Origin of the sequence: Fischerella sp. JS2 (assembly GCF_032393985.1) — a bacterium.
Classification (GTDB): Bacteria; Cyanobacteriota; Cyanobacteriia; order Cyanobacteriales; family Nostocaceae; genus Fischerella.
The window spans coordinates 884,331-906,187 of sequence record NZ_CP135918.1 but is presented as its reverse complement, the minus strand read 5'-3'; the positions used below and the strand labels follow the sequence as shown (position 1 = coordinate 906,187).

Annotated in this window: 15 protein-coding genes; 11 read left to right on the top strand and 4 right to left on the bottom strand. The window is 41.7% G+C overall.

All coding sequences use genetic code 11. The features are described from left to right. Positions 1-19: 19 nt before the first annotated feature. On the top strand, positions 20-1,324 hold the full coding sequence (larC, locus tag RS893_RS03815; protein ID WP_315789940.1) for a nickel pincer cofactor biosynthesis protein LarC: 1,305 nt from the start codon (positions 20-22) through the stop codon (positions 1,322-1,324). 20 nt (positions 1,325-1,344) lie between these two features. On the opposite strand, the gene RS893_RS03810 is transcribed toward larC, so the two are convergent. Together RS893_RS03810 and RS893_RS03805 are read right to left on the bottom strand one after the other, a co-directional pair. Next, the gene (locus tag RS893_RS03810) at positions 1,345-1,917 is read right to left on the bottom strand and encodes a DUF6658 family protein (RefSeq protein WP_315789939.1); all 573 of its coding nucleotides are present in this window, start codon (positions 1,915-1,917) and stop codon (positions 1,345-1,347) included. 82 nt (positions 1,918-1,999) lie between these two features. Next, the gene (locus RS893_RS03805; protein ID WP_315789938.1) at positions 2,000-2,533 is read right to left on the bottom strand and encodes a DUF6658 family protein; all 534 of its coding nucleotides are present in this window, start codon (positions 2,531-2,533) and stop codon (positions 2,000-2,002) included. Between the two features lie 363 nt (positions 2,534-2,896). Here RS893_RS03805 and RS893_RS03800 point away from each other — a divergent pair, with 363 nt between their 5' ends. After that, positions 2,897-3,814 carry a lysylphosphatidylglycerol synthase domain-containing protein gene (locus RS893_RS03800; protein ID WP_315789937.1) on the top strand — a complete coding sequence of 306 codons (918 nt, stop codon included), beginning with the start codon at positions 2,897-2,899 and terminating at the stop codon, positions 3,812-3,814. Positions 3,815-3,925: 111 nt separating this feature from the next. On the opposite strand, the gene RS893_RS03795 is transcribed toward RS893_RS03800, so the two are convergent. After that, the gene (locus RS893_RS03795; protein WP_315789936.1) at positions 3,926-5,233 is read right to left on the bottom strand and encodes a hypothetical protein; all 1,308 of its coding nucleotides are present in this window, start codon (positions 5,231-5,233) and stop codon (positions 3,926-3,928) included. Between the two features lie 1,193 nt (positions 5,234-6,426). Here RS893_RS03795 and ndhL point away from each other — a divergent pair. From ndhL to RS893_RS03755, 8 genes are all read left to right on the top strand, one after another. After that, complete coding sequence (gene ndhL / locus RS893_RS03790; RefSeq protein ID WP_315791859.1) at positions 6,427-6,639, top strand: NAD(P)H-quinone oxidoreductase subunit L; 213 nt, start codon at positions 6,427-6,429, stop codon at positions 6,637-6,639. Positions 6,640-6,663: 24 nt separating this feature from the next. After that, on the top strand, positions 6,664-6,975 hold the full coding sequence (locus RS893_RS03785) for a DUF3007 family protein (protein WP_315789935.1): 312 nt from the start codon (positions 6,664-6,666) through the stop codon (positions 6,973-6,975). A 128-nt stretch (positions 6,976-7,103) separates the two neighbouring features. Continuing rightward, positions 7,104-7,904, top strand: coding sequence for a tryptophan synthase subunit alpha (gene trpA / locus RS893_RS03780; RefSeq protein WP_315789934.1), 801 nt, complete (start codon positions 7,104-7,106; stop codon positions 7,902-7,904). 370 nt (positions 7,905-8,274) lie between these two features. Beyond that, the gene (locus tag RS893_RS03775; RefSeq protein ID WP_315789933.1) at positions 8,275-8,913 is read left to right on the top strand and encodes a heterocyst differentiation related protein; all 639 of its coding nucleotides are present in this window, start codon (positions 8,275-8,277) and stop codon (positions 8,911-8,913) included. Positions 8,914-10,559: 1,646 nt separating this feature from the next. Continuing rightward, a complete protein-coding gene (locus RS893_RS03770) occupies positions 10,560-11,498 on the top strand; it encodes a DUF7507 domain-containing protein (protein WP_315789932.1) in 939 nt (312 codons plus the stop codon). Continuing rightward, entirely contained in the window at positions 11,495-15,088 is a 3,594-nt protein-coding gene (locus RS893_RS03765; protein WP_315789931.1) for a hypothetical protein, read from the top strand. The genes RS893_RS03770 and RS893_RS03765 overlap by 4 nt, the downstream gene beginning before the upstream one ends. A gap of 85 nt (positions 15,089-15,173) precedes the next feature. Continuing rightward, positions 15,174-17,369: an OmpA family protein gene (locus RS893_RS03760; RefSeq protein WP_315789930.1), complete on the top strand. Its 2,196-nt coding sequence runs from the start codon at positions 15,174-15,176 to the stop codon at positions 17,367-17,369. Positions 17,370-17,489: 120 nt separating this feature from the next. Continuing rightward, entirely contained in the window at positions 17,490-19,742 is a 2,253-nt protein-coding gene (locus RS893_RS03755; RefSeq protein ID WP_315789929.1) for an SdrD B-like domain-containing protein, read from the top strand. Positions 19,743-19,862: 120 nt separating this feature from the next. Here the strand turns inward: RS893_RS03755 and RS893_RS03750 are convergent, their stop codons facing one another. Next, entirely contained in the window at positions 19,863-20,273 is a 411-nt protein-coding gene (locus tag RS893_RS03750; RefSeq protein ID WP_315789928.1) for a universal stress protein, read from the bottom strand. 218 nt (positions 20,274-20,491) lie between these two features. Here RS893_RS03750 and RS893_RS03745 point away from each other — a divergent pair, with 218 nt between their 5' ends. Next, positions 20,492-21,694 carry a phosphoglycerate kinase gene (locus RS893_RS03745; protein WP_315789927.1) on the top strand — a complete coding sequence of 401 codons (1,203 nt, stop codon included), beginning with the start codon at positions 20,492-20,494 and terminating at the stop codon, positions 21,692-21,694. The last annotated feature ends 163 nt before the right edge of the window (positions 21,695-21,857 follow it).

Genomic DNA, 21,857 nt, shown 5'->3' with positions numbered 1-21,857 from the left:
CTACTAGCAAAAAATATATATGACTAAACTTGCTTATCTTCAATGTCCATCAGGAATTTCCGGTGATATGTGTTTGGGAACATTGGTAAGTCTGGGTGTTCCCTTGGAATACTTAATAGACAAACTTAATCACTTAGGTATTGTACAGGAATATAAGCTACGGACTGAGCTTGTCCAGCGCAATGGTCAGCAAGCGACCAAAGTTCATGTCGATTTATTGTCTAACCATCACGATCACCATCACCACCGCCACTTGGGTGAAATAGAACAGATGGTTGTGCAAGCGAAGTTACCCCCAAGGGCAGAAGCTTGGAGTTTAGCGGTATTTCGCCAGTTAGCAGTTGCCGAAGGTGCAGTGCATGGCATTGCCCCCCAAAAAGTTCACTTCCATGAAGTAGGTGCAGTTGACGCCATTGTTGATATTGTTGGTACTTGCTTGGGAATGGATTGGTTAGATATTGACAATGACGAAACAGGATTACCCTTACTTTATTGTTCAGCATTTCCAACTGGTGGAGGGACAGTCCGGGCTGCACATGGGCAAATGGCAGTACCAGTTCCAGCAGTGTTGAAGTTATGGGAAATGCGTAGCTGTCCTGTTTACAGTAACGGCATTGAACAGGAATTGGTGACACCAACAGGTGCTGCGATCGCTACTACACTTGCCAAAGAATTTGGTTCGCCACCTCCCATGAATATTAAACAAGTTGGGCTAGGAGCAGGTAATCTCAACTTACCAATTCCCAATATATTACGCCTATGGTTTGGGGAAGCCACAGACTTCTGGACTACTGATATTGGAATTCGTGATCGCTCATTTGCCACTAGTTCGATTTTAGAAACTATATCAGTACTAGAAACCCAAATAGACGATTTAAGTCCCCAAGCGATCGGTTATTTGTTTGAGGCATTATTTGCTGCGGGTGCAGTAGATGTCTTTACTCAGTCTATAGGTATGAAAAAGTCCCGTCCAGGAATTTTGCTCACAGTAATTTGTCCCCCAGAAAATCTAGTCAGTTGTGAAAAAGTTTTATTCCGTGAAACCACAACTTTAGGTATTCGTCGCTTTCAGCAGCAACGCACTATCCTACAGCGAGAAATGCAACAAATAGAAACAGAATATGGTGTAGTGCGTGTCAAAGTAGCATGGATAGGAAACGTAAACAATAAAGTTATAAATAACGTCCAGCCAGAATATGAAGATTGTGCAGAATTAGCGAGAAAAAATAATATTCCTTGGCGAGAAATTCACCGAATCGTACTCCAGAATTGGTATGTACAACACAATAAAAAACTTAGCCTGCTGACGCAGGCTAACAGGTAAAAAGTATGGACTTATACTAATTAATCAGCGTCTCTAAAAGCCTTGTTCGCTGCATCAAGGGGATTACTAGCACCAGATGTGCGTTGAGCAGTATCTTTTGTGTAATCGCCAGCATCCTCAACATTACCTTTGATGTTTTTGAGTCCTTGCTTGGTTCCCTTGGTGAAATCTTCAGCAGTACCTTGAGCTTTATTACCTACATCTCCAGCTTTTTGCTGAACATTCTTACCAATTTCTCCAATGTCTGAACCTACACGACGGATGGCTTCTGCTGGGTTATTAGTTGATTTCTCAGCTTTTTCTTGGGCAGCGTTTTCTTTTAGAAACTGAGCTCTAGCTTTTGCACCACTTGTTGCTCTAGGATCTCTATCACTAAAGTTATTCATTCCACCTTCAGCAGGGTTCAAAATGTTATCACCTTTAGGAACGTAGGTTTCAGAATTAGGCCCTACAGATGGTTGTGAAAGAGACTTAGGTGCTGTAGCTGATGCAGCATTACAAGCTTGTGTAAAAAATAGCAAAAAACTTGCTACAAAAGCTGTTAAAATCTGAGACAAACGAATTCGTTTGAAAAAAGAAATTACTTGATTCATGGTGAAACTCCTCTTTTGTAATTTTGAATTTTCAGTTGCCAATAATCTGATTGCTTTGCTTACGCTGGATAAATTACTCCTATTAGTTAACAGCAGGATTAGCTTGTAATTCTGGTCTGTTAGAAGCTTCATTTGCTTTTTCTTTCAAAAATCCGGAAGCTTCTTCAACAGCTTCTTTTACAGTTTCAATTCTGTCTTTAGCTCTTTGAGTTACACTTGGTTCATTTTGAATCAAGTTACCAGCACCGGGTCGAAAATCTTTTTCAGATTTAATTGGTAATTCTCCCTCTTTATAGGCTCGACCTACAGGAGTTTCAGCACCAGGATACAGCAGTTCAGATTGTTGATCTACATCAGCCAGTAATAGTTGAGAATTTAGCTGTACACTAGCTTGATCACGACCAGTTTTGGACATTTTTAAGTTTGTGTAATTGTCCCCACCAGCCTTATAAGGATTGTTTGCTCCACCAGCTTGTACAGGTGGATTGTATGGCTGGGCACCTTGAGCATACTTACTACTACAAGCAGTATTAACTATTAACAATAATCCTGCCAAAAATACAGTTAAAACTTGGCGCAGACGTAGTTTTTTTACAAATGTAATTAATCTGTTCACCAATTCCTCCTTTCAACACAAAACAATTAATATACTCTGAGTAATTGTTAAACTCAGTTGTATTTATTGTTGGAGTTGATTTTGTTCAATACAACAATCGATTTCTAAGAATACGTATTTAAAAGGAGGTTTTTCCTCTAGCGTAAGTCACATTATTGTTATTAATTATGCATTTTTTTTATCTAACTTAAGACGGATATAAGTAGAAGAAATCAAAAAGAAGGAATAAATAAGAAGGCAAAGAGGTACGATATTAAGTTTAATTATTTCCATCAGTTAAGCAATTGTTACCCAAATACTCTGTCCCTACTGTATTATTTGAGTTGTTTAACCAAAGGCTAGCCGAACAGTTAAATCTTCGCAATGATTAAAAAAATTTTACGCTGGTTAATTTTAGGTGGAACGCTATTTTTTTTGGCAAAAGCCCTAAAGGATAACTGGCAAGGAATTGCTGCTATTCGCATTGATACAGCAGGATGGGCAATTATAGCGATCGCAACTGGTGTAACTTTACTAGGACACACTTGGGCTGGCTGGATTTGGACTTGGATTCTCCGAAATTTAAATCAACCTGTACCATCTGTACAGTTTATCCAGATTTACCTGCAAACCAACATAGGTAAGTATTTGCCTGGTAATGTTTGGCATTACTATGGGCGAATTATGGCAGCAAAAAATGCGAATGTTTCCACCAGTGCAGCCACTCTTAGCGTATTGCTAGAACCTTTATTGATGGCAGCAGCAGCTTTAATTGTTGCCTTATTAGGCAGTCTATTTGTTAAAACAAATACTAATTTAACTGTACACATAGGGCAAATACTGGGTTTATTTGTAGTACTTTGTGTCCTTCATCCCCGGTTTTTAAATCTATTAATTCGCGTGCTACACCGCTTAAAAACCAAGAATTCTGAGCGCGCAACTACCTCAGATGTTAGTTTCATTATGGAATACTACCCTCTCCAACCTTTATTGGGAGAATTGGGATTTTTGGGACTGCGCGGTATAGGGTTTATTTTGATTTTTTATGCTTTAAGCCCTGTGAATTTCAGTCAATTTCCATTATTATTTACTGCTTTTAGTTTTGCTTGGTTAGTTGGGCTTGTTGTTCCTGGTGCGCCTGGTGGGTTAGGTGTGTTTGAAGCAACTGCGATCGCACTTTTACAAAACTATTTTTCTGCCGCAGTAGTCATTAGTGCAACAGGTGTGTATCGCCTAGTCAGTATTCTCGCTGAAACCCTCGGTGCAGGCTTAGCTTGGCTTGACAAACGACTGTTTAAGTAATTGGGGATCGGGGATTGGGGAGACAAGGGAGACAAGGAAGAAGAGTGATTAACAACCACTAACCACCAAGCAATAACCAATCACTACCTACTACCCACTAACAACCAACAGTCAACCTTTCAATTGAGAAAACACACGATAAGCATTCGGATCAAACTCGACTTCGTGGGCTTTCTCAGCTTCTTTGACCTTAATCAGGTTATATTCGACATTCTCAGCATAAATTGCAAATGTGATATTGAAAATTTCAATAAAGTTAATGAACCACTGGCATTCTTCTTCTGAGTATTTATCGTAATAACGAATCAAATGAGCAATGCGAGATTCTAAATGACTACGCGAGTTTTTGCAAATTAAAATTATTTTCAATAGAACAATTACTAACGTCAGAGGATGTCCCTGAGAAAGCAATAAAACAAATAAAGGTGTAGGTTTGACACTATTCTCTGTTGTTAAAAAATCAATCATCCGATTACAAGTTCTCAACAACAAATATTTGTTGATAGTTACATCATCATATTCTGGTTTCCAATTAACAAGCTTTTCTGATAGCTGTTGCTGCAAAGCGTCTACAAAGTTTGGTTGCTGTACAGAAAAAATTAGATACTTTACCAGACTTTCTTTAAAATCTTTAAAAGTTTGATTTTGAGTTTGCTTGATAAAAATATTAGCAATATTGTCATAACTAAATACACCTTTCCTAACAATGATTGCCTTGATTAAACGTAAAATATCATCTCCTAACATACTAGGATTTCTATAACGTGTCTGGCTAGAAGCATTTGACTGAGAATGAGCAACATACATTGCAAGTTCAAACTTAAATTTATCCTTTAGCTGCTTAGAAGCCTTTTTAGCTACTTCTTTTTGTTCTTCTGGGTTATTTTTATCTACAACTTGGGCAGCCAAAAGATAGGAAGTATAGCGATTCACCCAATGATTATCGGCTTTATTTTCATTTTTATATGCAAATAACTTGAGTTCATGAAAGTCTTGACTCTGAATAAAGTTATCCAACCAAGTTTGGAAAATTGTTATCTTTGTATTTTTGTAATCAATTACAGTTGATTTGTAATTAGCAATTAACTCAATTAATGCTTGAGTATATTTATGTTTTCTATTACTTTCCCAATTATTTACTAGAATATAACAACAACGTTTAAGAGTATAGCGAAAAACCTGCTCATTATTAATAAACACGTCATATATTCCTAGTGTTAAATCTAAATTTTTCAACCCCAAACAATCTAAAAATACGCTTTTAAACTCTATTAATACATCTTCTGGAGCATATTTATTCACGATTTCTACAAAAAAACTATAAATTTTTTCTTGCACAATTTGTGCATCTATTTGTTTTACATTAGATTTAAAAATATGGGGATAAATATAAATATTTTGTAAACTATGAGAAATCATTTATTGTTCTCAAAAATAAAGATATAACTTATATCATGTTCGCTTGAATACTTATACTATTGCGTGAGCTGGTAATAGGTTAATCGTTAATGGAAAACCAATGACTAACAGCGAAGCATAATCTTGTAAGCAATTAGCCGAACTTGATATTACTTATATTCTTATCTGCTTCATTCTGATACACAAGAGTATCAATCTACTCTTTAATAATTCAAAGTTTTCTTTATATAAAATTGATAAATTTCAGTAATTCAGCACAAATAAAGCTAAAAAGTTTGGATCTTCATTTGTCATTTGTCATTGCTAAGGGTTTAGTGCATATTTACTTTTCGGAACTCCCGTTATATTTATTCTCACTGAGTTACTTACTTGAATAACGAATTCTCTGTAAAAAGACTCAGCGTTCCTCTGCGTCTACTCAGCGCTCCTCTGCGTTTGACAAAGATTACGATATTATGCAAAGGCACAGCAAGTAGTAATTTATCTACTACTGAAATCCATAATTTAACCTAGCCATGATTATGATCAATAGCGGCCACAAAGGGTAAGCTAGGCATCATTACAACCTTGACTTCACTATTGACTTTTAACTTTATATTTAGTGGGGGTGGAGGGACTTGAACCCTCACGACCTTTTACGGTCAACGGATTTTCATTCTCCCGTAGCTTTCGCCACTGCCCGTAAGACTAATTTACCTTTAGGCTTTGAGAATTGGACTCTCCCTTTACCCTCGACTTAACGTTAGGGTAGCTCCCGTCGGGTCTCTGCACCTTCCAAACAAGTCTTTTGTGATTCATCATTTGTTATTTGTTACTTAACAAGTGACCAATGACTAATTTGGCTTGGCTCAGGATTGCCATGTCTGTTACCAGATTTAGGTTTCCCTGAATTTGAGAGCATTCACTTAAAGAGTTTCTTCTTTAAGGCTCAATTACTTAAGTCCGTAGCGTCTACCATTCCGCCACACCCCCAAGTAAATTTGGGATTTACTTTTGTTGATTATAGAGTATTCAATTGTTCCTCGATCTATTTGAGCATCAAATTTGTGATTTGCCAACTAGTAACCATAAAAAATTTCTTGGAAAAGTGAAACTGACCTAAGAAGAAGGAGTGTAAGGGGGTACTATGATGGAAAGCAGATGCACCCTTTGGTCATTTCTGCTGAAAGAGGAAACCTATGATTGAAGAAGGAATTATAGTACCGCTGCTATATCTAGTTTTGGCGGGAGCTTATTTGTTAGTCATACCAGTGGCTGTGCTGTATTACCTAAGTAAGCGTTGGTATGTAGTTAGTTCCCTGGAACGCGCATTTATGTATTTTCTGGTGTTCTTCTTCTTTCCAGGTTTGTTGGTTCTGTCGCCGTTCGTAAATTTACGACCAAAACGGCGGCAAATTGAAGCGTAAATAAGTTGGTAGGTCATAATACTCATGCGACGTCTGGACGCTCTCGGAATTGGTTTTGGCGTTTTTCTTGCAGGTGGCTTGGCATATTTAGTGCTGCGACTGGCTGGTTTAGATAATTTAGAAGCAGGTATCTGGAGCCAAGTCTTGCTAGTCGGTGGGTTAATTGGCTGGTTACTGACTTATCTTTTTCGGGCAGTTAACCACAAAATGACCTACCATCAACAGAGGGAGCAGTACGAAGAAGCTTATTTCCAAAAGCGGTTAGAAGAACTTTCTCCCGAAGAACTAGCAAAAATTCAAGCCGAGATCGAACAAGAAAAGGGTTCGCAGGTGTAGAATTGTCATTTGTCATTTGTTTTAGTTGTTAGTAGTTAATGGTTAGTAGTTAGTAGTTCAAACTAATGACCAATAGCTATTGACCCTTGACTATTGACCCTTGACTATTGACCCTTGACTCTTGACCAATGACTGCTATTTCCCTCTGCTTTGAAAACCTCAAACGCAACTGTGAGTGTGCTTTAATCCCATTCATCACTGCTGGCGATCCAGATATCGAAACAACTGCCGCAGCTTTGCGAACTCTGGATCGTAGTGGTGCTGACATAATTGAGTTGGGTGTTCCCTACTCCGACCCTCTGGCAGATGGCCCGGTGATTCAAGCTGCTGCTACCCGTGCCTTAGAAAGGGGAACAACCTTAGAGCAAGTCCTAGAAATGGTGAAAGCAACTACTCCTAGTTTGCGATCGCCTATAATTCTCTTCAACTATTACAACCCTATTCTCAACCGGGGCATAGAAAAGTTTCTTGAACAAATAGCTGCTGCTGGTGTCGCTGGTTTAGTTGTGCCAGATTTACCCCTAGAAGAAGCTGCTAATTTACTGCAACCAGCAGCTAAAATTGGCATTGATGTAATTTTATTGATCGCTCCTACCAGTTCTGCTGAACGAATAGAGGCTATTGCCCGCGCCTCCCAAGGATTTATTTATTTGGTTAGTGTCACAGGTGTAACGGGAATGCGCGAGCAAATGGAATCGCGAGTGTCAGAATTGCTCAAGCAAATTCGGAGTGTGACTGACAAACCTATTGGTGTAGGTTTTGGTATTTCCCAACCAGAACAAGCCCGACAAGTCAAAGACTGGGGTGCTGATGCGGCTATTGTTGGCAGTGCGTTTGTGAAGCGACTCGCTGAAGGTATGCCCCAAGAGGGGTTAGAGGAAATAGCCTCCTTTTGTCAAAGTCTCAAGCAAGCGATCGCTACTTCATAAATCAGCCCCAAGACATAATAGAATTATTACTGAGAAGTGAGTTAAAAAATTGTAATAAGTATATGGGCATACTTAAACCTCAAGCATAAATCATGAAAACTCTATCTGAGCGCAACTTTTCCGTTGTTTCTGCTTAATTCTACTTTTTGCTCTTGTCCTCTACTTATCAAGTTTTTCACTTAATCTTGGTAGACAATTTAACAAATATAGTCTTGAATATATAAAGCAGATATGCAGCATGAAAAAATAGAGTATTATTCAGTAGTTTAGTATCAGGTGTAATGTAGAGTTCAGTAATATAAATTTATGAGTGTGAGAGTATCTGAATTGCAAAAAACTGTAGTTACGTCGCTCTATAGGGGTAAAAGCGATGAGTGAAAGTATGGCATTTATTGGCGGAGTTGCTGTTGCGGGGCTAGCGGCGATCCTTTTACTCAAGGGGACAGGAACATCTCTGCAACAGCCAAATATCGCTATTCCTCAGATATCAAATTTAGTGCCGCAACCACAAGCACCATACTATCCCCCTGCTAATTATGCACCAATCCCCCAAACCCCACCCGTAAGCCCAAATGCTGATGAGCGTGTTGCCATCGAACGAGTAAAGATGGAAAATGACATACTCAAAAAGGAAAACGAACAACTTAAAATCCAGATACAGCAAATTCAGGCTCAAGCCCAAAATGCTCAACAAGCTGCTTTTTCTTACCAACAGCAATTACAAAGCCAAAATGCAGCACAGTTGCAGCAGCAACAATCTCAAAATCGCTGGTGGTCTTCACCCATAGTTTGGGCTGTGGGAGGCATGTCTCTCACCATTGGTGGTGGTATTGTCGTAGCTGGAGTTTTGTCTTTATTCTCTCCAAAACAACGCCCTCGTACCGTTCAGGTGATTCACCCCTACAATGGCCCCACACCACCCTTAGCTCCTGTACGTCGAACTGAGTTCCTACCACCCCGTACTGAAGCTAGACGAGTTGATATGCCAGAATACGACGATACTTATTAAATAAATCGTCTAGAAGGACAAAAAATATCCGCTTGGAAGAAAACACTTGATTAGGCACAAGTGTTATTGTTTTGTCTAATAGTATCTTTATGGCATAATCATAACTCTTAGTTAAGTTGATGATAGATAGACTTTAAAATCTATTAGCAACCCTGCAATCATCAATTGTGCTTCATCACAAAATAACTGCTATAAATATTTTTTCTTGCAATGCAAAATCTTTGCAAGATTAGCTAATTGATTATTAATTATTTTTTTACTTGTCAAAAAGCATGATTTTTTGCCAGATGTATTTCTCTATTCAGAGAAATACAGAAGAGCGTTTGTATATATGAGTGGACAGTTTCGTAATTGTCTGCCCTAATTAATTTAGGTCAATTCAGTGTCAATTCAGTACACTAATATCTTTATCGTTATAGTTTTTTACTTTCATTAAAAGAAAAAACAAATAATATATATTTTTTTCTCAATATAATAATTGTAAATTAATACACTACTAATCTAATTATTTTAGTATGTCAAAACTATAGTACCAACTTGTTAATTATCTATATATGAATATATATCAAGTGTTTAGCAGATAATTACATCCTGCATTTCATATCAAATACATAAAATTATTAGTATATTTTTTTACTTTTATCATCTTTATTCAGGGAATATTTGGATACGTATAAGGCTCCTTTTGTAAAGATAAGAAAAAATACTGAATAAATTTTTATAACCCTGATTGCTTATAGTTAATTTCTGGGTAATATTACTGAAGCGTTATCTCAAAAATGAGATTCGACTTGGTACATGAAGGATGTCGTTTCTTAGATTCTGTATCAGAAACGTATTAACTTCGGAACCGAGTTAGCAATTCATTGTTTTGTGTGAACATCAATTAGGTTGATAGCGGAATTCTCCAATCATCTAACTCATGTTCTCCCTATTTGCAAATTACTTAATGAACGTTTTCCCTAGTTGTGACTTTACAAGAGTTCAGTGCTGTAAAGACGAATATCAAATAGCTCTGTGCTTCATCAGATAGACTTAACGGATTGTTTTCCCCTTCGTTGTTGAAATATCTTCGCCGCAACGATGGTGCAATCTCGTGTTATTTAATCAGAGTAAGGTTATCAGTGGTGCAATCTCATGACAATACAAGTTTGCAGGCAGTATTTGTCATGTCATGAAAATATCTGTGTCATTTACAGTCACAAATCTGGGATAATTAGACTCCCATCACAAAAAAATAATCTTACTCAAGGGCGGTGAAATTGCAATTGCATCATAAACAAATAAAAATTCAGTTTGTTGTGTTTCTATCCTACTCGCAGGATTTGTTTGGCATACCAACAATAGAAGAAATTCCAGTACTCAACCAAGTCAAAATTGACGAGTCTATGTTGACGGGGTGACGCGCTGACACGAAGAATATTCAGACTCGGGCTTGGTTGCTGTAGCAGACTACTAGCTATTGGCAAGCTTCTTTAGCTTGAGAATATATTTGTGGTTTTCACTGAATAATCCCACAAGGGTGTTATACCTGCATTGTTTAATAAATTTAGTTGAGATTATTTGAAAATCACCGTAATCACAGGTTTTTTTTATCAAAAACCTTAAATCTTGGAAAAATTGCTGTTATTAATTAATGCCTTCCAATGACTTCTAAAATTTCATGGTTGAGGCATTGGAGCCTCTTTTGTCCTTTTTACATTTTCAGTATTTTTACTTACGGTATTTTACCAGCCTTTTCTCAAACGAGCGCTATCACAAATACTGCCCGTGGTAGTGCGGATAATCTTCCTAATGGCCCCGCAGGCAGGGTTGTTAACTCTAATGAAGTGACCTTCAGTGCCAGTCAAGCAGCACTGGAAATCATCAAAACGGCAGATAGAGCAGCCGCCGAACCAGGTGACACAGTCATCTACACTCTCACTATTCGTAATACTGGTAACTCCCCAACTAACCAGGTAACAATTACAGACAGGCTACCCTTGGGAGTGCGCTTTATCTCCAAGTCGCTTAAAGGTTCCATAGGAGATAGATCTGTATCCTTGAGTGCAACAACTGGTTCTAGTCGAACAGTAACTATTTCCTCCAATGAAGGACTACAACCCAATCAAAGTTTGACAGTTAACTATGCTGTTGAGGTTACACCAGATGCAATTCGCGGCGATGGTAGAAACACAGCTCAAGCTAGAGCAGGTAATCTTACCAGTAATCAAGCCAGCTATGTCTTGCGAATTCGACCAGGCATTTTGTCTGACTGTGGCACCTTAATTGGACGTGTATTTGTCGATAAAAATTTTGACGGCGAACAACAGCCTAACGAACCAGGCGTACCGAATGCGGTGATTTACATGGATGATGGCAACCGCATCGTTACCGATGCCAACGGTTTATTTTCCTTAGCTAATGTCATTGCTGGTTATCGGACAGCGGCCCTAGACTTGACCAGCCTACCAGGATATGCACTGGCACCGAATAAATACTTTATCGAAAGCAACAGCCAGTCTCGCTTGGTCAAATTAGCACCCAGTGGCTTAGCAAGAGTCAATTTTGGGGTAACGCCTGCGTTCTCAGGGGGAAAACGATGAAGAAAATAAAAAAGCTTTACCAAAATCAAAATTCTTTCTTTTATGTTTTTGGTCTTTCCTTAATATTGGTTTCTCCCAACACAGTTTTTGCCAGTGTGATAAATGGAAGACAGGTAGATACTCCGATCCAGGGACGTGAAGACACGAAGAAACAAATATTTACCTCTTCCTCTGTCTTGATTGCCCAGAATTCCCCATCTTCAGGTGATCCTAACTCGGTGTTTCAACAAGACCCGACAACTGAATTTCAACAGAATCCTAATTCGCCACTACAACAACAACCCACTTCTCCAGCACCACAGACAACACCACCAACTGATAATCCATCAATCAATACTCCGACTCCAGGTAAATCAAAAGTCACGCTGGAAATTGCCCCTGTAGGCGATCCGCGTGTGCAAGCGGATGGACGTTCCACAATTAAACTGCAAGGACAAATTATTGATGAAAAAGGTGAAGTTATCCGCAAAGATGCGATCGCGACCCTAACCACCAGCGCCGGCAAATTCATTGGCGCAGACCAAGACAAAGACCAAGGGGGGTTTCAGGTGCGTGTCATTGATGGGGAATTCACCGCCACCTTACAATCAGATATCAAACCCCAACAAGTCCGCATCCGGGCCGCGATCGACAAGATTCAAAAACAATCACTGAATGTTCCCAGAGAACTGGGTGACATCAAAAATCCTACCTTTCCCCAACAAACAGATAATTCCTGGATAGAGAAAATCACAACAGTACCTCTAGAAGCCTACACTCAAGTTGAATTCACCACCTATCTTCGCCCTTCCTTAGTGACAGGGGTACTGAACTTGCGGATTGGCCCAGGAGGGACGAATTACTGGGGAAGCCTGCAAGAATTTCTCAATCCTGACGAGATAGACAAAGGCACAACCGTAGATTTTTATGGTGCTGCCTTTGCCACAGGAAAAATTGGAGATTGGTTATTTACAGGGGCATTCAATAGCGATCGCCCTATCAATCAAGACTGTGAAGGCAACAATCGCCTGTTTGGTGGTGTGCAGTTCTGTGAACAACCCTATCCCGTTTATGGCGATAGTTCCACCGCTACCCCCACTACCCCTTCGATAGACAGTTTCTACGCTCGTTTAGAACGTACTCCCTCGATTGTGGGAGCTGAACCAGATTACTTCATGTGGGGCGACTACAGCACCAACGAATTTGCTCGCGCCTCCCAACTGTATACAGCTACCTCCCGTCAACTGCACGGCTTTAAAGCTAACTACAACCTGGGCAACCTGCAAATCACAGGCTTGTATGCCAACAATATCGAAGGCTTCCAGCGAGATACCATCGTTCCTGATGGCACAGGTGGCTACTACTTCCTTTCCAAACGCCTGTTAGTTCCTGGCAGTGAAATTGTTTATCTAGAAGCAGAGGAAATTAACCGTCCTGGCACGGTGGTAGAACGCAAACAGATGGTGCGTGGTGCAGACTACGAAATTGACTATGACCGTGGTACACTGCTGTTTCGCCGTCCAGTCTTTGCCACAGAACTCAACCCCTTTGGCTCAACTCTCGTTCGCCGCATTGTCGTCACCTACCAAAATGAAGGTGGCGAAGACTCCAGCCTCCTGGGTGGAAGATTGCAATATAACTTCTCCAACGATTTCACAAACAAAACCTTCGGCGCTGTTAGTTATCTAAGGGAAGACCAAGGCGACCAAGATTTTGAACTGTTCGGTGGAGACTTCTTAATCTCTTTAGGAAATACAGGAAAGATTGTCGGGGAATTTGCCCACTCCAACAACAACCTAATTACTGGCGAAGAAGCCAGTGGTAATGCTTACCGCTTGGAAGCTTTTGGAAATATCACAGAAAATCTTTTCGGTCAAGCTTACTATCGCGCCGTCGAGCCGAATTTCTCTAACAACGCCACCTTTAGCTTTACACCTGGACAAACCCGCTACGGAGCATCTTTACTAACCAGACTGAGTGACCTGACTAGCTTTAGAGTCGCTTACGACGTCGAAGAGAACTACGGTACTGCACCAACTTCCATCACTAGCTTCTTTGACTTATTCGATCCACAGCCACAAAATCGTCCTGGGGAACGAGTCAGTAACGAACTGCGAACCTTCCGGGCGGGAATTCTGCAAAAACTGGGTAATAGCGATCTCAGCTTGGAATACGTCAACCGTTCTCGCAATGATCGTATTGGTGATGACTTAGATGGTGACGCGAGTCAGATTGTATCTCGTTTGAAGTTTCCATTAACAGATAGCTTGACTTTTCAAGCCCAAAATGAACTGAATTTAGGTGAGTCTGACCCCTTGTATCCCAACCGGACTACCCTGGGTTTAGACTGGAAAGCAGCCGAGGGAGTGACATTGCGACTGGCACATCAATTTTATGATGACAGTGAATTACTGCCAGGGAACTCCCTTACTACCTTAGACACGATTGTTGATCAAAAACTATCAGATGATACTTCCCTACTGGGTCGCTATTCCGTACTTTCTGGTTTTGGTGGCTTGCAAGGACAAGGCGCTCTTGGTGTGTCTCACGGCTGGAAAGTAGCACCAGGATTCAAAGTCAACCTGGGTTATCAATACGTATTCAAAAATATATTCAATGCTACAGCAGCCGGAGATAGATATCCGCAATACTACGCAGTGGGGCAAACTGCTGCGAGTTTGGGACTGTTTTCTGGTTCCGTCTATAGCTTGGGGTTTGAATACACCGATAATCCTAATTTCAAAGCCCGCGCTGAGTTTGAATATCGTGATGGAGATCAAAGCAATAACCTAGTAATTTCTGCCGCCGCCGCCGGAAAAATCTCTCCGGCTTTAACAGCCTTAGTCCGCTTCCAACAAGCAGGCGAAGCTAACGTCTACCTTCCCACCGTCGTCAACAGCATCGACACTGGCGGTATAAGGTTCCAAGAACTGGGAGATACAGCTAATCTCAAAATCGGTTTAGCATACCGCGACCCCACCAACGATAGATTCAATGGGTTGCTGAAATACGAGTGGCGGCAAAACTTTGATTCGATTCCCGAAACTCAACTTACAGGTAGTACAGCCACAGGTCATATCTTTTCCGCAGAGGGTATCTACGCCCCCAATTGGCGCTGGGAGTTCTACGGCAAATACGCTTTCCGCAATGGCGTTACCTACTACGACGATGACAGATACGACGGTAGTGTTAACCTGGCACAATTACGGGCATCCTATCGCTTAGGTTATCGCAGCGATTTAGCTGTTGAGGGACGATGGATTGGACAAAACTCCAATAGCGGCACTGACTACGATGAATTCGGTGTTGCTGTTGAAACCGGATATTACGTCACTCCTGATTTACGTTTAGGTCTCGGTTACAGCTTTGGCAGTGTGGATGACCGCGACTTTACTGGTTATCGTTCTGAAGGTGGTTTCTATGTCAATATCAGCTTGAAGTTGAACGAACTTTTGGGTGGCTTTGGTTTACAAGAACCAGTACCCAAACAACAACAAGAGTCGGAAATCCCAACGGCACAAACAGAACCTGCCAAAGAGACATCCCAAAGTAAATTAATTCAGCGTTTGAAACAAAAGGCAGAAGGCAGAAGACAAAAGGCAGAAGGATGAAGGATGAAGGCAGAAGGCAGCCCCGATGAAAAAATTTCATACTTCATAGCTTCATACTTCAAACGTGGTGTCATAGGAGTGAGTAATGTCCAAGTTGAAATTCAACAAAAAGAAGGCAAAAGGAATAATTTACCTTTTACCTTTAACTGTGTATCTTTTACCTCCAGAAATTGCCTTTGCTCAAACCCCCACTTCCTCTCCTACATTGCGGGTGGTGGTAAATAGCAATCGTGATGGAAATCCTAACCCTGATAATGCTGTGACTTTGCGCGAAGCGATCGCGATCGTCAATGGCACTTTACCCACAGCAAAACTCAGTGAAGCCGAAAAAACCCAGGTTACACCAACTACAGGCGCATCTCGAATAGAGTTTAATTTACCTGCTGGTGCAACTACGATCCAGTTACAAACACAACTACCAGATTTAGCCACTCCCGGATTAGTTATCGATGGTTCAACTCAACCAGGATACGATCCGAACAATTCAGCAACGGCAGAAATTGCCATTCCTGTACCAGTGGTGACAATCACTCCCGCAGCAAATCAAGAGATTTTGCGCGGGTTGACTGTGGTTGCTGATGGTGTGACAATTCGCGGCTTGAATATTTATGGTTTTACAGGTAAACCGATCAAACAGATTTTGGGAAATTTGGCTTTTGACACTGATCCTAAGCCGGTAACTCTGACTACACCGCCAGGAGATATTGTCATTGCTCACCGTTTCCCACCTCCCGATACCAGCCGTCAGCAACCGCCCAACGATGATTTTCCCTTCCGCGCCTCTGACGTGCCACCCAATAATATTGTGATTGAGAACAACTGGCTGGGATTAACAGCTAATGAACAAATGCCAGAACAAACTTCGGCATTTGGGGTTTACGTTTTTAACTCCCAAGGAGCAACAATTCGGCGTAACCGGATTTCTTACCATGATGGTAGTGCAATTATTACATCAGTGCGTGGAGAAAATACGCTAGTACAAGAAAATATTCTCGTTGCTAACGGCATTGCTGGGATGCCTGATGCTTTGAGATTTGAAGGTTTAGTCAATCAGTCCCAAATTTTAGGTAATTTGATTTGTGGCAATGATGGAGCGGGTGTGTATCTATTCAAACCCCAAGGTAGTGTAGCAATTCAAAATAACAAAATCACTTATAACGGCAGAAGGTTACGACGGGCAGCAGTTTACTTGATGGGTAGTAATCACCAGGTAGTTGGTAATGAAATTGACTATCAAGCTGGGCCGGGGGTAGTGGTGTCAGCTTTTCCCAGAAATGATGTTGGTAGAAGAAAACCAGCAGTCAAGAATATCATCCAAAACAATAAATTTGCAGCGTTAGAAGGTTTGAGTATTGACCTAAATACCCAGCAAAATTTGGATGTGAGCGACTTTCAGGTGGGAGATGGCCCCAATCCACGCCGAGATTCTCCTAACCGTCGCCTTGACACTGGGAATGCAGCTATTAATGCTCCAGAATTTAAACAAAGGGCGTTTCTGCCTACAGGAAACAGCGTCACTTTGCAAGGTAAAGCTGATCGCGGTTCACAAGTGACAATTTACCGTTTAGGCGATTATCAACGGGGTTACGGGGCATTAAGTGAACCATTGGCAACCGTATCTGTAGATGAGGGTGGTAATTTTAGCACTATAGTGGAAAACTTGCAAACCGGAGATGCGGTGAGTGCGATCGCTACCGATCCGCAATATGGTACTTCTGAACCAGCCCTAGCGGCGATTATTGGCACTGCTGGCACAAAACCAAATCTAAAGCCCAGTTCTCAACCAACTCAGCCTCCACAGTGTACTTCTCGACCAGTACCGCCACCACCACCAGAACCACCAGCGCCACCGCCACCACCGCCACCACCAGAACCCATCCGCATCCAAGCACCAAATAATGTCCACTTTGCCTTAGATAAATCCTTTATTAGTTCAGAAAGTGCTGCTGTTCTAGATCGGGTAGCAGCAGTATTGCAAAAATATCCTTTCATCGTAGTTGAATTACAGGGACACACCGACCCCCGCGCCAGCAATGAATATAACTTGGCACTGGGTAAACGTCGAGCCTTAGCTGTGAGAAATTACCTACTGCGTAAGGGTATTAGTCCAGAACGGATGACGATTCGTTCTTTTGGTGAAACCCAACGCAAAACAGAAGGTAACACCCGCGTAGATTATGCACGCGATCGCCGTACAGAAATCATCTACAAAGATGTGCGAGGTATCGAACTGATTGTGGAACCGCAAGAACAAGACCTGCAAATAGAGTCTCCCAGGTGAGGAGTAGGGGGAATGTGGGGAGATGGGGTAGTGGGGAGTATTAAAACAACCTACAAACAACCACTAACTACTGACTAACCCCTATTTTCAAATAGAAATATTTAGGAACTGAACTAGAAAATGAAAGCTCTATTTAAACATTTAAACTTTCATCCTTGTGGGAGTACGCTGCTAACAGTGCTATTGGCTATTCCCCAAATTCCCCTACAAGGAAGTCTTTCCAGTCAAAAAGCTGTCGCACAACAAACAAGTTGTCCTGCTGGTACAACACAAGCAACTCTCAACTGGGGAACAACCAATTTCCAAACGGCAAATTTTAATCAAACTTTCGATATTGGGGGTGTCAGCACTAATTTTCAGATGACGGAGAACCCAGCAGGATTTATCAGAGATCAATCACCGGAGAATTCTCCGGGAAACCTGGGTGCGGTTCCCTATGGGGTTGCTCCTGGACCCTACGGTGGCATTAACAGTCCATATTTGCGCTGGGGAATCGATGCTACACAAAATCCACAAGGCAGTTCGACGCTGACCATCACTTTTGCTCGACCAGTGACTTTGCCTGCTCCCCTAACATTTCTGGATGTAGATCGCGATCGCAATCAACCAGTACAAGAACCCCCCTACCAGGATCAAATCACAGTCACGGCATCTAATCAAGGTGAAAATGTACCAGTTACTCTAACTAACATTGGGCCTGGTGCTGTTGCTCAAATAGTTAATGGTAATGTTGCTCGGGGAGCCGAACCACGGGTACAACCAGGTAACGCACCTAACAATAGCAACGTTGGTAATGTTTTTGCAACTTTTGCTCAACCAGTAACCCAAATTCGAGTTACCTACCAGAGTGGACCGTTGTACACTGGAAACCAAGAACCTGGACAAGACGAAACGATTGGTGTTGCTGATATAACTATTTGTGCGCCTTCGGCGACAGGTTCTATTGGTGATACTGTCTTTAATGATATCAATGGTAACGGTCAACAAGACCCAGGCGAAAGCGGAGTTGGTAATGTCCCTCTTACCCTCACTCAGCCAGGCCCTGATGGCCAGTTCGGTACTCCTGATGATGTCACCCAGACAACAACCACCAATAGCAACGGTAATTATTCTTTCAGCAATTTGCCACCAGGTTCTTACAGAGTCACTGTCAATCCTCCTGCTAACTTCTCAGAAGTTACAACTGGTGGTGGTAGACAAGTTGATGTGACTTTGAATTCTGGTCAGTCTCTGGATACCGTTGATTTTGGCTTGCGCCAACCACTAGGTTCTATTGGTGATACTGTCTTTAATGATATCAATGGTAACGGTCAACAAGACCCAGGCGAATCAGGGGTTGGAGATGTCCCTCTTACACTCACTCTGCCAGGTCCTGACGGACAGCTAGGTACTCCTGACGACACTACTCAGACAACAAATACTAATGCTAACGGTAATTATTCTTTTAGCAATTTGCCACCAGGTCCTTATAGAGTCACCGTTAATCCTCCTTTTAATTTGCCAGATGTGACTACCGGGAATAGACAAATCGATGTGACATTAAATCCTGGTCAGTCCCTTGATACTGTTGATTTTGGCTTGCGCCGACCGCCTGGTGGTGCAATTGGTGATTTTGTTTTCATAGATCGAAATAGCAATGGTAGTCCTGATAGGGGCGAGACAGGAATTGCTAATGTGACATTGACTCTACGCAATAGTACTGGCCAGGTCGTTGGCACAACTCGTACTGATAACAACGGTAATTATTTATTTACTGGTTTACAACCAGGTAACTATACTGTAGAGGTGACACAACCAAGTGACTTCATAGCTACAACCAACACGACTTTAACGGCTAATATCACTGACCCCAACTCAGAAAATCTCAGTATTGATTTTGGTTTCCGTCCCGGTCAGGCGGGAGCATCTGGAGAAACCAATTTGCGGATAGTTAAGCGCATTACCAATGCTTTGAGAAACGGTCAGCCCATTAGTGGTGTCAACTTCAACACTTTTATCAATGACCCCAATAGTAATGATGACGACAGATTACAGCAAGCTGGGCGATCGCCTGTTGGTCAAATTAGTCTCCAACCACCCTTAAACAGTGGCGACCAAGTCGAATACACAGTTTATTTTCTGGCTGATGGCACTCAGCAACTCCAAAATACTCGCTTGTGTGACCTGATTCCAGCAGGTACAAGCTATGTCTCTAATAGCCTTTCTGTTGATGGAATTAACAACCAAGGACAGTTCTTATCACCTTTAGCACCATTACAAGACTTTGCCGATATTTGTGGTGGTAGCAACAACCAAGGTGCAGTAGTTGTTGGGCCAGCTAATATTCCTGGTGGACAGACTGGTTTGATTCGTTTCCGTGTCACGGTTGATTGACGGGTGATGGGGAGTGTGGGGAGTGTGGGGAGTGTGGGAGAAATATTTCTTCCTTGTCCTCCTTGTCCTCCTTGCCTCCCGTGTCCTCCTCGTCCTTCTTCCCTTCTCCCCTATACCCAATTACGGAACAATCAACACCGGGCAAGGAGACAGATTAATCACACGGTTAGTAACGCTATCATGAGCGCCTTCATCAGTTAAACCGAGTCCCCGACATCCCATGACGATTAAATTTGCTTCTATTTCATCAGCCACATCACAAATTACAAACGCGGGTTTGCCCTGCCTTTCAATAGTTTCTGTTTGAATTCCTTGCTGGGAAAACGCGGTTTTAGCAGTTTCTAGTAGTTTGCCAACAGTCTCAGGTGAGGACATGACAACATCCTCATTTGGTGCATCTGTGTTTGGTTCTTCCACCACACTTAAAAGCACCAAGCGGCTGCTGTACTTTTGGACAATATCAATCACTACATCAAATGCTTCCTGAGTTTCCCGACTTTGATCAATTGGAAACAGAACTTTTTTAAACATTGCATTCACCAGTTGCTTGATAGAAGTTGTTTTCTGCTTCCTGCTTTTGGTAGAGCATGGAAATGACTATTTCTCCATACGTTTTGGTATTGTCACCGCAGACAATTGATAAGAAACTAATAACTTAACAATTCTTTGCACCACGTACTCCTGTACAATCACAGAAAGGATCTACTAAATGTAAAACATAACAAAAAGGCAATCAGGAGGTTTGTGACGTGTCAAAGAAAACTTTAGCAAATTTATCTGCAACTGACTTGTCTGGAAAACGTGCGTTTGTACGGGTTGATTTTAACGTACCTGTAGATGATGCAGGTAACATCACAGATGACACTCGCATCCGTGCTGCCCTACCAACTATCCAGGATTTGGTGCAGAAGGGAGCTAAGGTGATTCTAGCAAGCCATTTCGGGCGTCCCAAGGGTGTAGATGAAAAATTGCGTCTGACTCCGGTTGCTAAACGTCTTTCTGAGTTATTAGGGCAAGAAGTTGTTAAAACTGATGACTGCATTGGTGATGAAGTTGCAGCCAAAGTCGAGGCGTTGCAAAACGGACAAGTACTGTTATTAGAAAACGTTCGTTTTTACAAAGAAGAAGAAAAAAACGATCCCGAGTTTGCGAAGAAATTAGCAGCTAACGCTGATTTATATGTAAATGACGCTTTTGGTACAGCACACCGCGCCCATGCTTCCACCGAAGGCGTAACTCAATTCCTGAGTCCTTCTGTAGCTGGATATTTGGTGGAAAAAGAATTACAGTACCTCCAAAGCGCTATTGAAAGTCCACAGCGTCCTTTAGCTGCAATCATCGGTGGTTCCAAGGTTTCCAGCAAAATTGGTGTTATTGAAACACTGCTGGAAAAATGCGACAAGCTGATCATCGGTGGTGGAATGATTTTCACTTTCTATAAAGCCCGTGGTTTGAGTGTGGGTAAATCTTTGGTAGAAGAAGACAAGCTAGAGTTAGCAAAATCTTTGGAAGCGAAAGCCAAAGAAAAAGGCGTAACCTTGTTGTTACCCACAGATGTAGTAGTAGCTGATAAGTTTGCTGCTGATGCCAATTCTCAAACCGTTAGTATTGAGAACATCCCCGATGGTTGGATGGGCTTGGATATTGGCCCTGATTCTGTGAAATTGTTTCAAGACGCTTTGGCTGATTGTAAGACAGTCGTTTGGAATGGGCCGATGGGCGTATTTGAGTTTGATAAATTCGCTGTTGGTACAGAAGCGATCGCCCGGACTTTGGCTGACATCAGTAAAAAAGGTGCAACCACCATTATTGGTGGTGGTGACTCCGTTGCGGCCGTCGAAAAAGTCGGTTTAGCTGACCAAATGAGCCACATTTCCACCGGTGGCGGCGCTAGCTTGGAGTTGCTGGAAGGTAAGGTATTGCCTGGAATTGCAGCTTTAGACGAAGCTTAATTAGTGAGTATAGGACACGGGAGACAAGGAAGACAAAGAGGACAAGGAAAACAAAGAGGACAAGACACGGGAGACAAGGAGGACAAAGAAGAAATCTTTCTCCCACACTCCCCTTACTCCCCACACTCTCCCTACTCCCCATCCCTCTATCCCCCTATCCTAG

Excerpts from the sequence above, each read along its gene's own strand:
- RS893_RS03795 (WP_315789936.1), bottom strand. The coding sequence starts at position 5,233 with ATGATTTCTCATAGTTTACAAAATATTTATATTTATCCCCATATTTTT.
- trpA (WP_315789934.1), top strand. The coding sequence starts at position 7,104 with ATGACTGCTATTTCCCTCTGCTTTGAAAACCTCAAACGCAACTGTGAG.
- RS893_RS03770 (WP_315789932.1), top strand. The coding sequence starts at position 10,560 with ATGACTTCTAAAATTTCATGGTTGAGGCATTGGAGCCTCTTTTGTCCT.
- larC (WP_315789940.1), top strand. The coding sequence starts at position 20 with ATGACTAAACTTGCTTATCTTCAATGTCCATCAGGAATTTCCGGTGAT.
- RS893_RS03760 (WP_315789930.1), top strand. The coding sequence starts at position 15,174 with ATGTCCAAGTTGAAATTCAACAAAAAGAAGGCAAAAGGAATAATTTAC.
- RS893_RS03800 (WP_315789937.1), top strand. The coding sequence starts at position 2,897 with ATGATTAAAAAAATTTTACGCTGGTTAATTTTAGGTGGAACGCTATTT.
- RS893_RS03810 (WP_315789939.1), bottom strand. The coding sequence starts at position 1,917 with ATGAATCAAGTAATTTCTTTTTTCAAACGAATTCGTTTGTCTCAGATT.
- RS893_RS03755 (WP_315789929.1), top strand. The coding sequence starts at position 17,490 with ATGAAAGCTCTATTTAAACATTTAAACTTTCATCCTTGTGGGAGTACG.
- RS893_RS03765 (WP_315789931.1), top strand. The coding sequence starts at position 11,495 with ATGAAGAAAATAAAAAAGCTTTACCAAAATCAAAATTCTTTCTTTTAT.
- RS893_RS03750 (WP_315789928.1), bottom strand. The coding sequence starts at position 20,273 with ATGTTTAAAAAAGTTCTGTTTCCAATTGATCAAAGTCGGGAAACTCAG.
- RS893_RS03775 (WP_315789933.1), top strand. The coding sequence starts at position 8,275 with ATGAGTGAAAGTATGGCATTTATTGGCGGAGTTGCTGTTGCGGGGCTA.
- RS893_RS03785 (WP_315789935.1), top strand. The coding sequence starts at position 6,664 with ATGCGACGTCTGGACGCTCTCGGAATTGGTTTTGGCGTTTTTCTTGCA.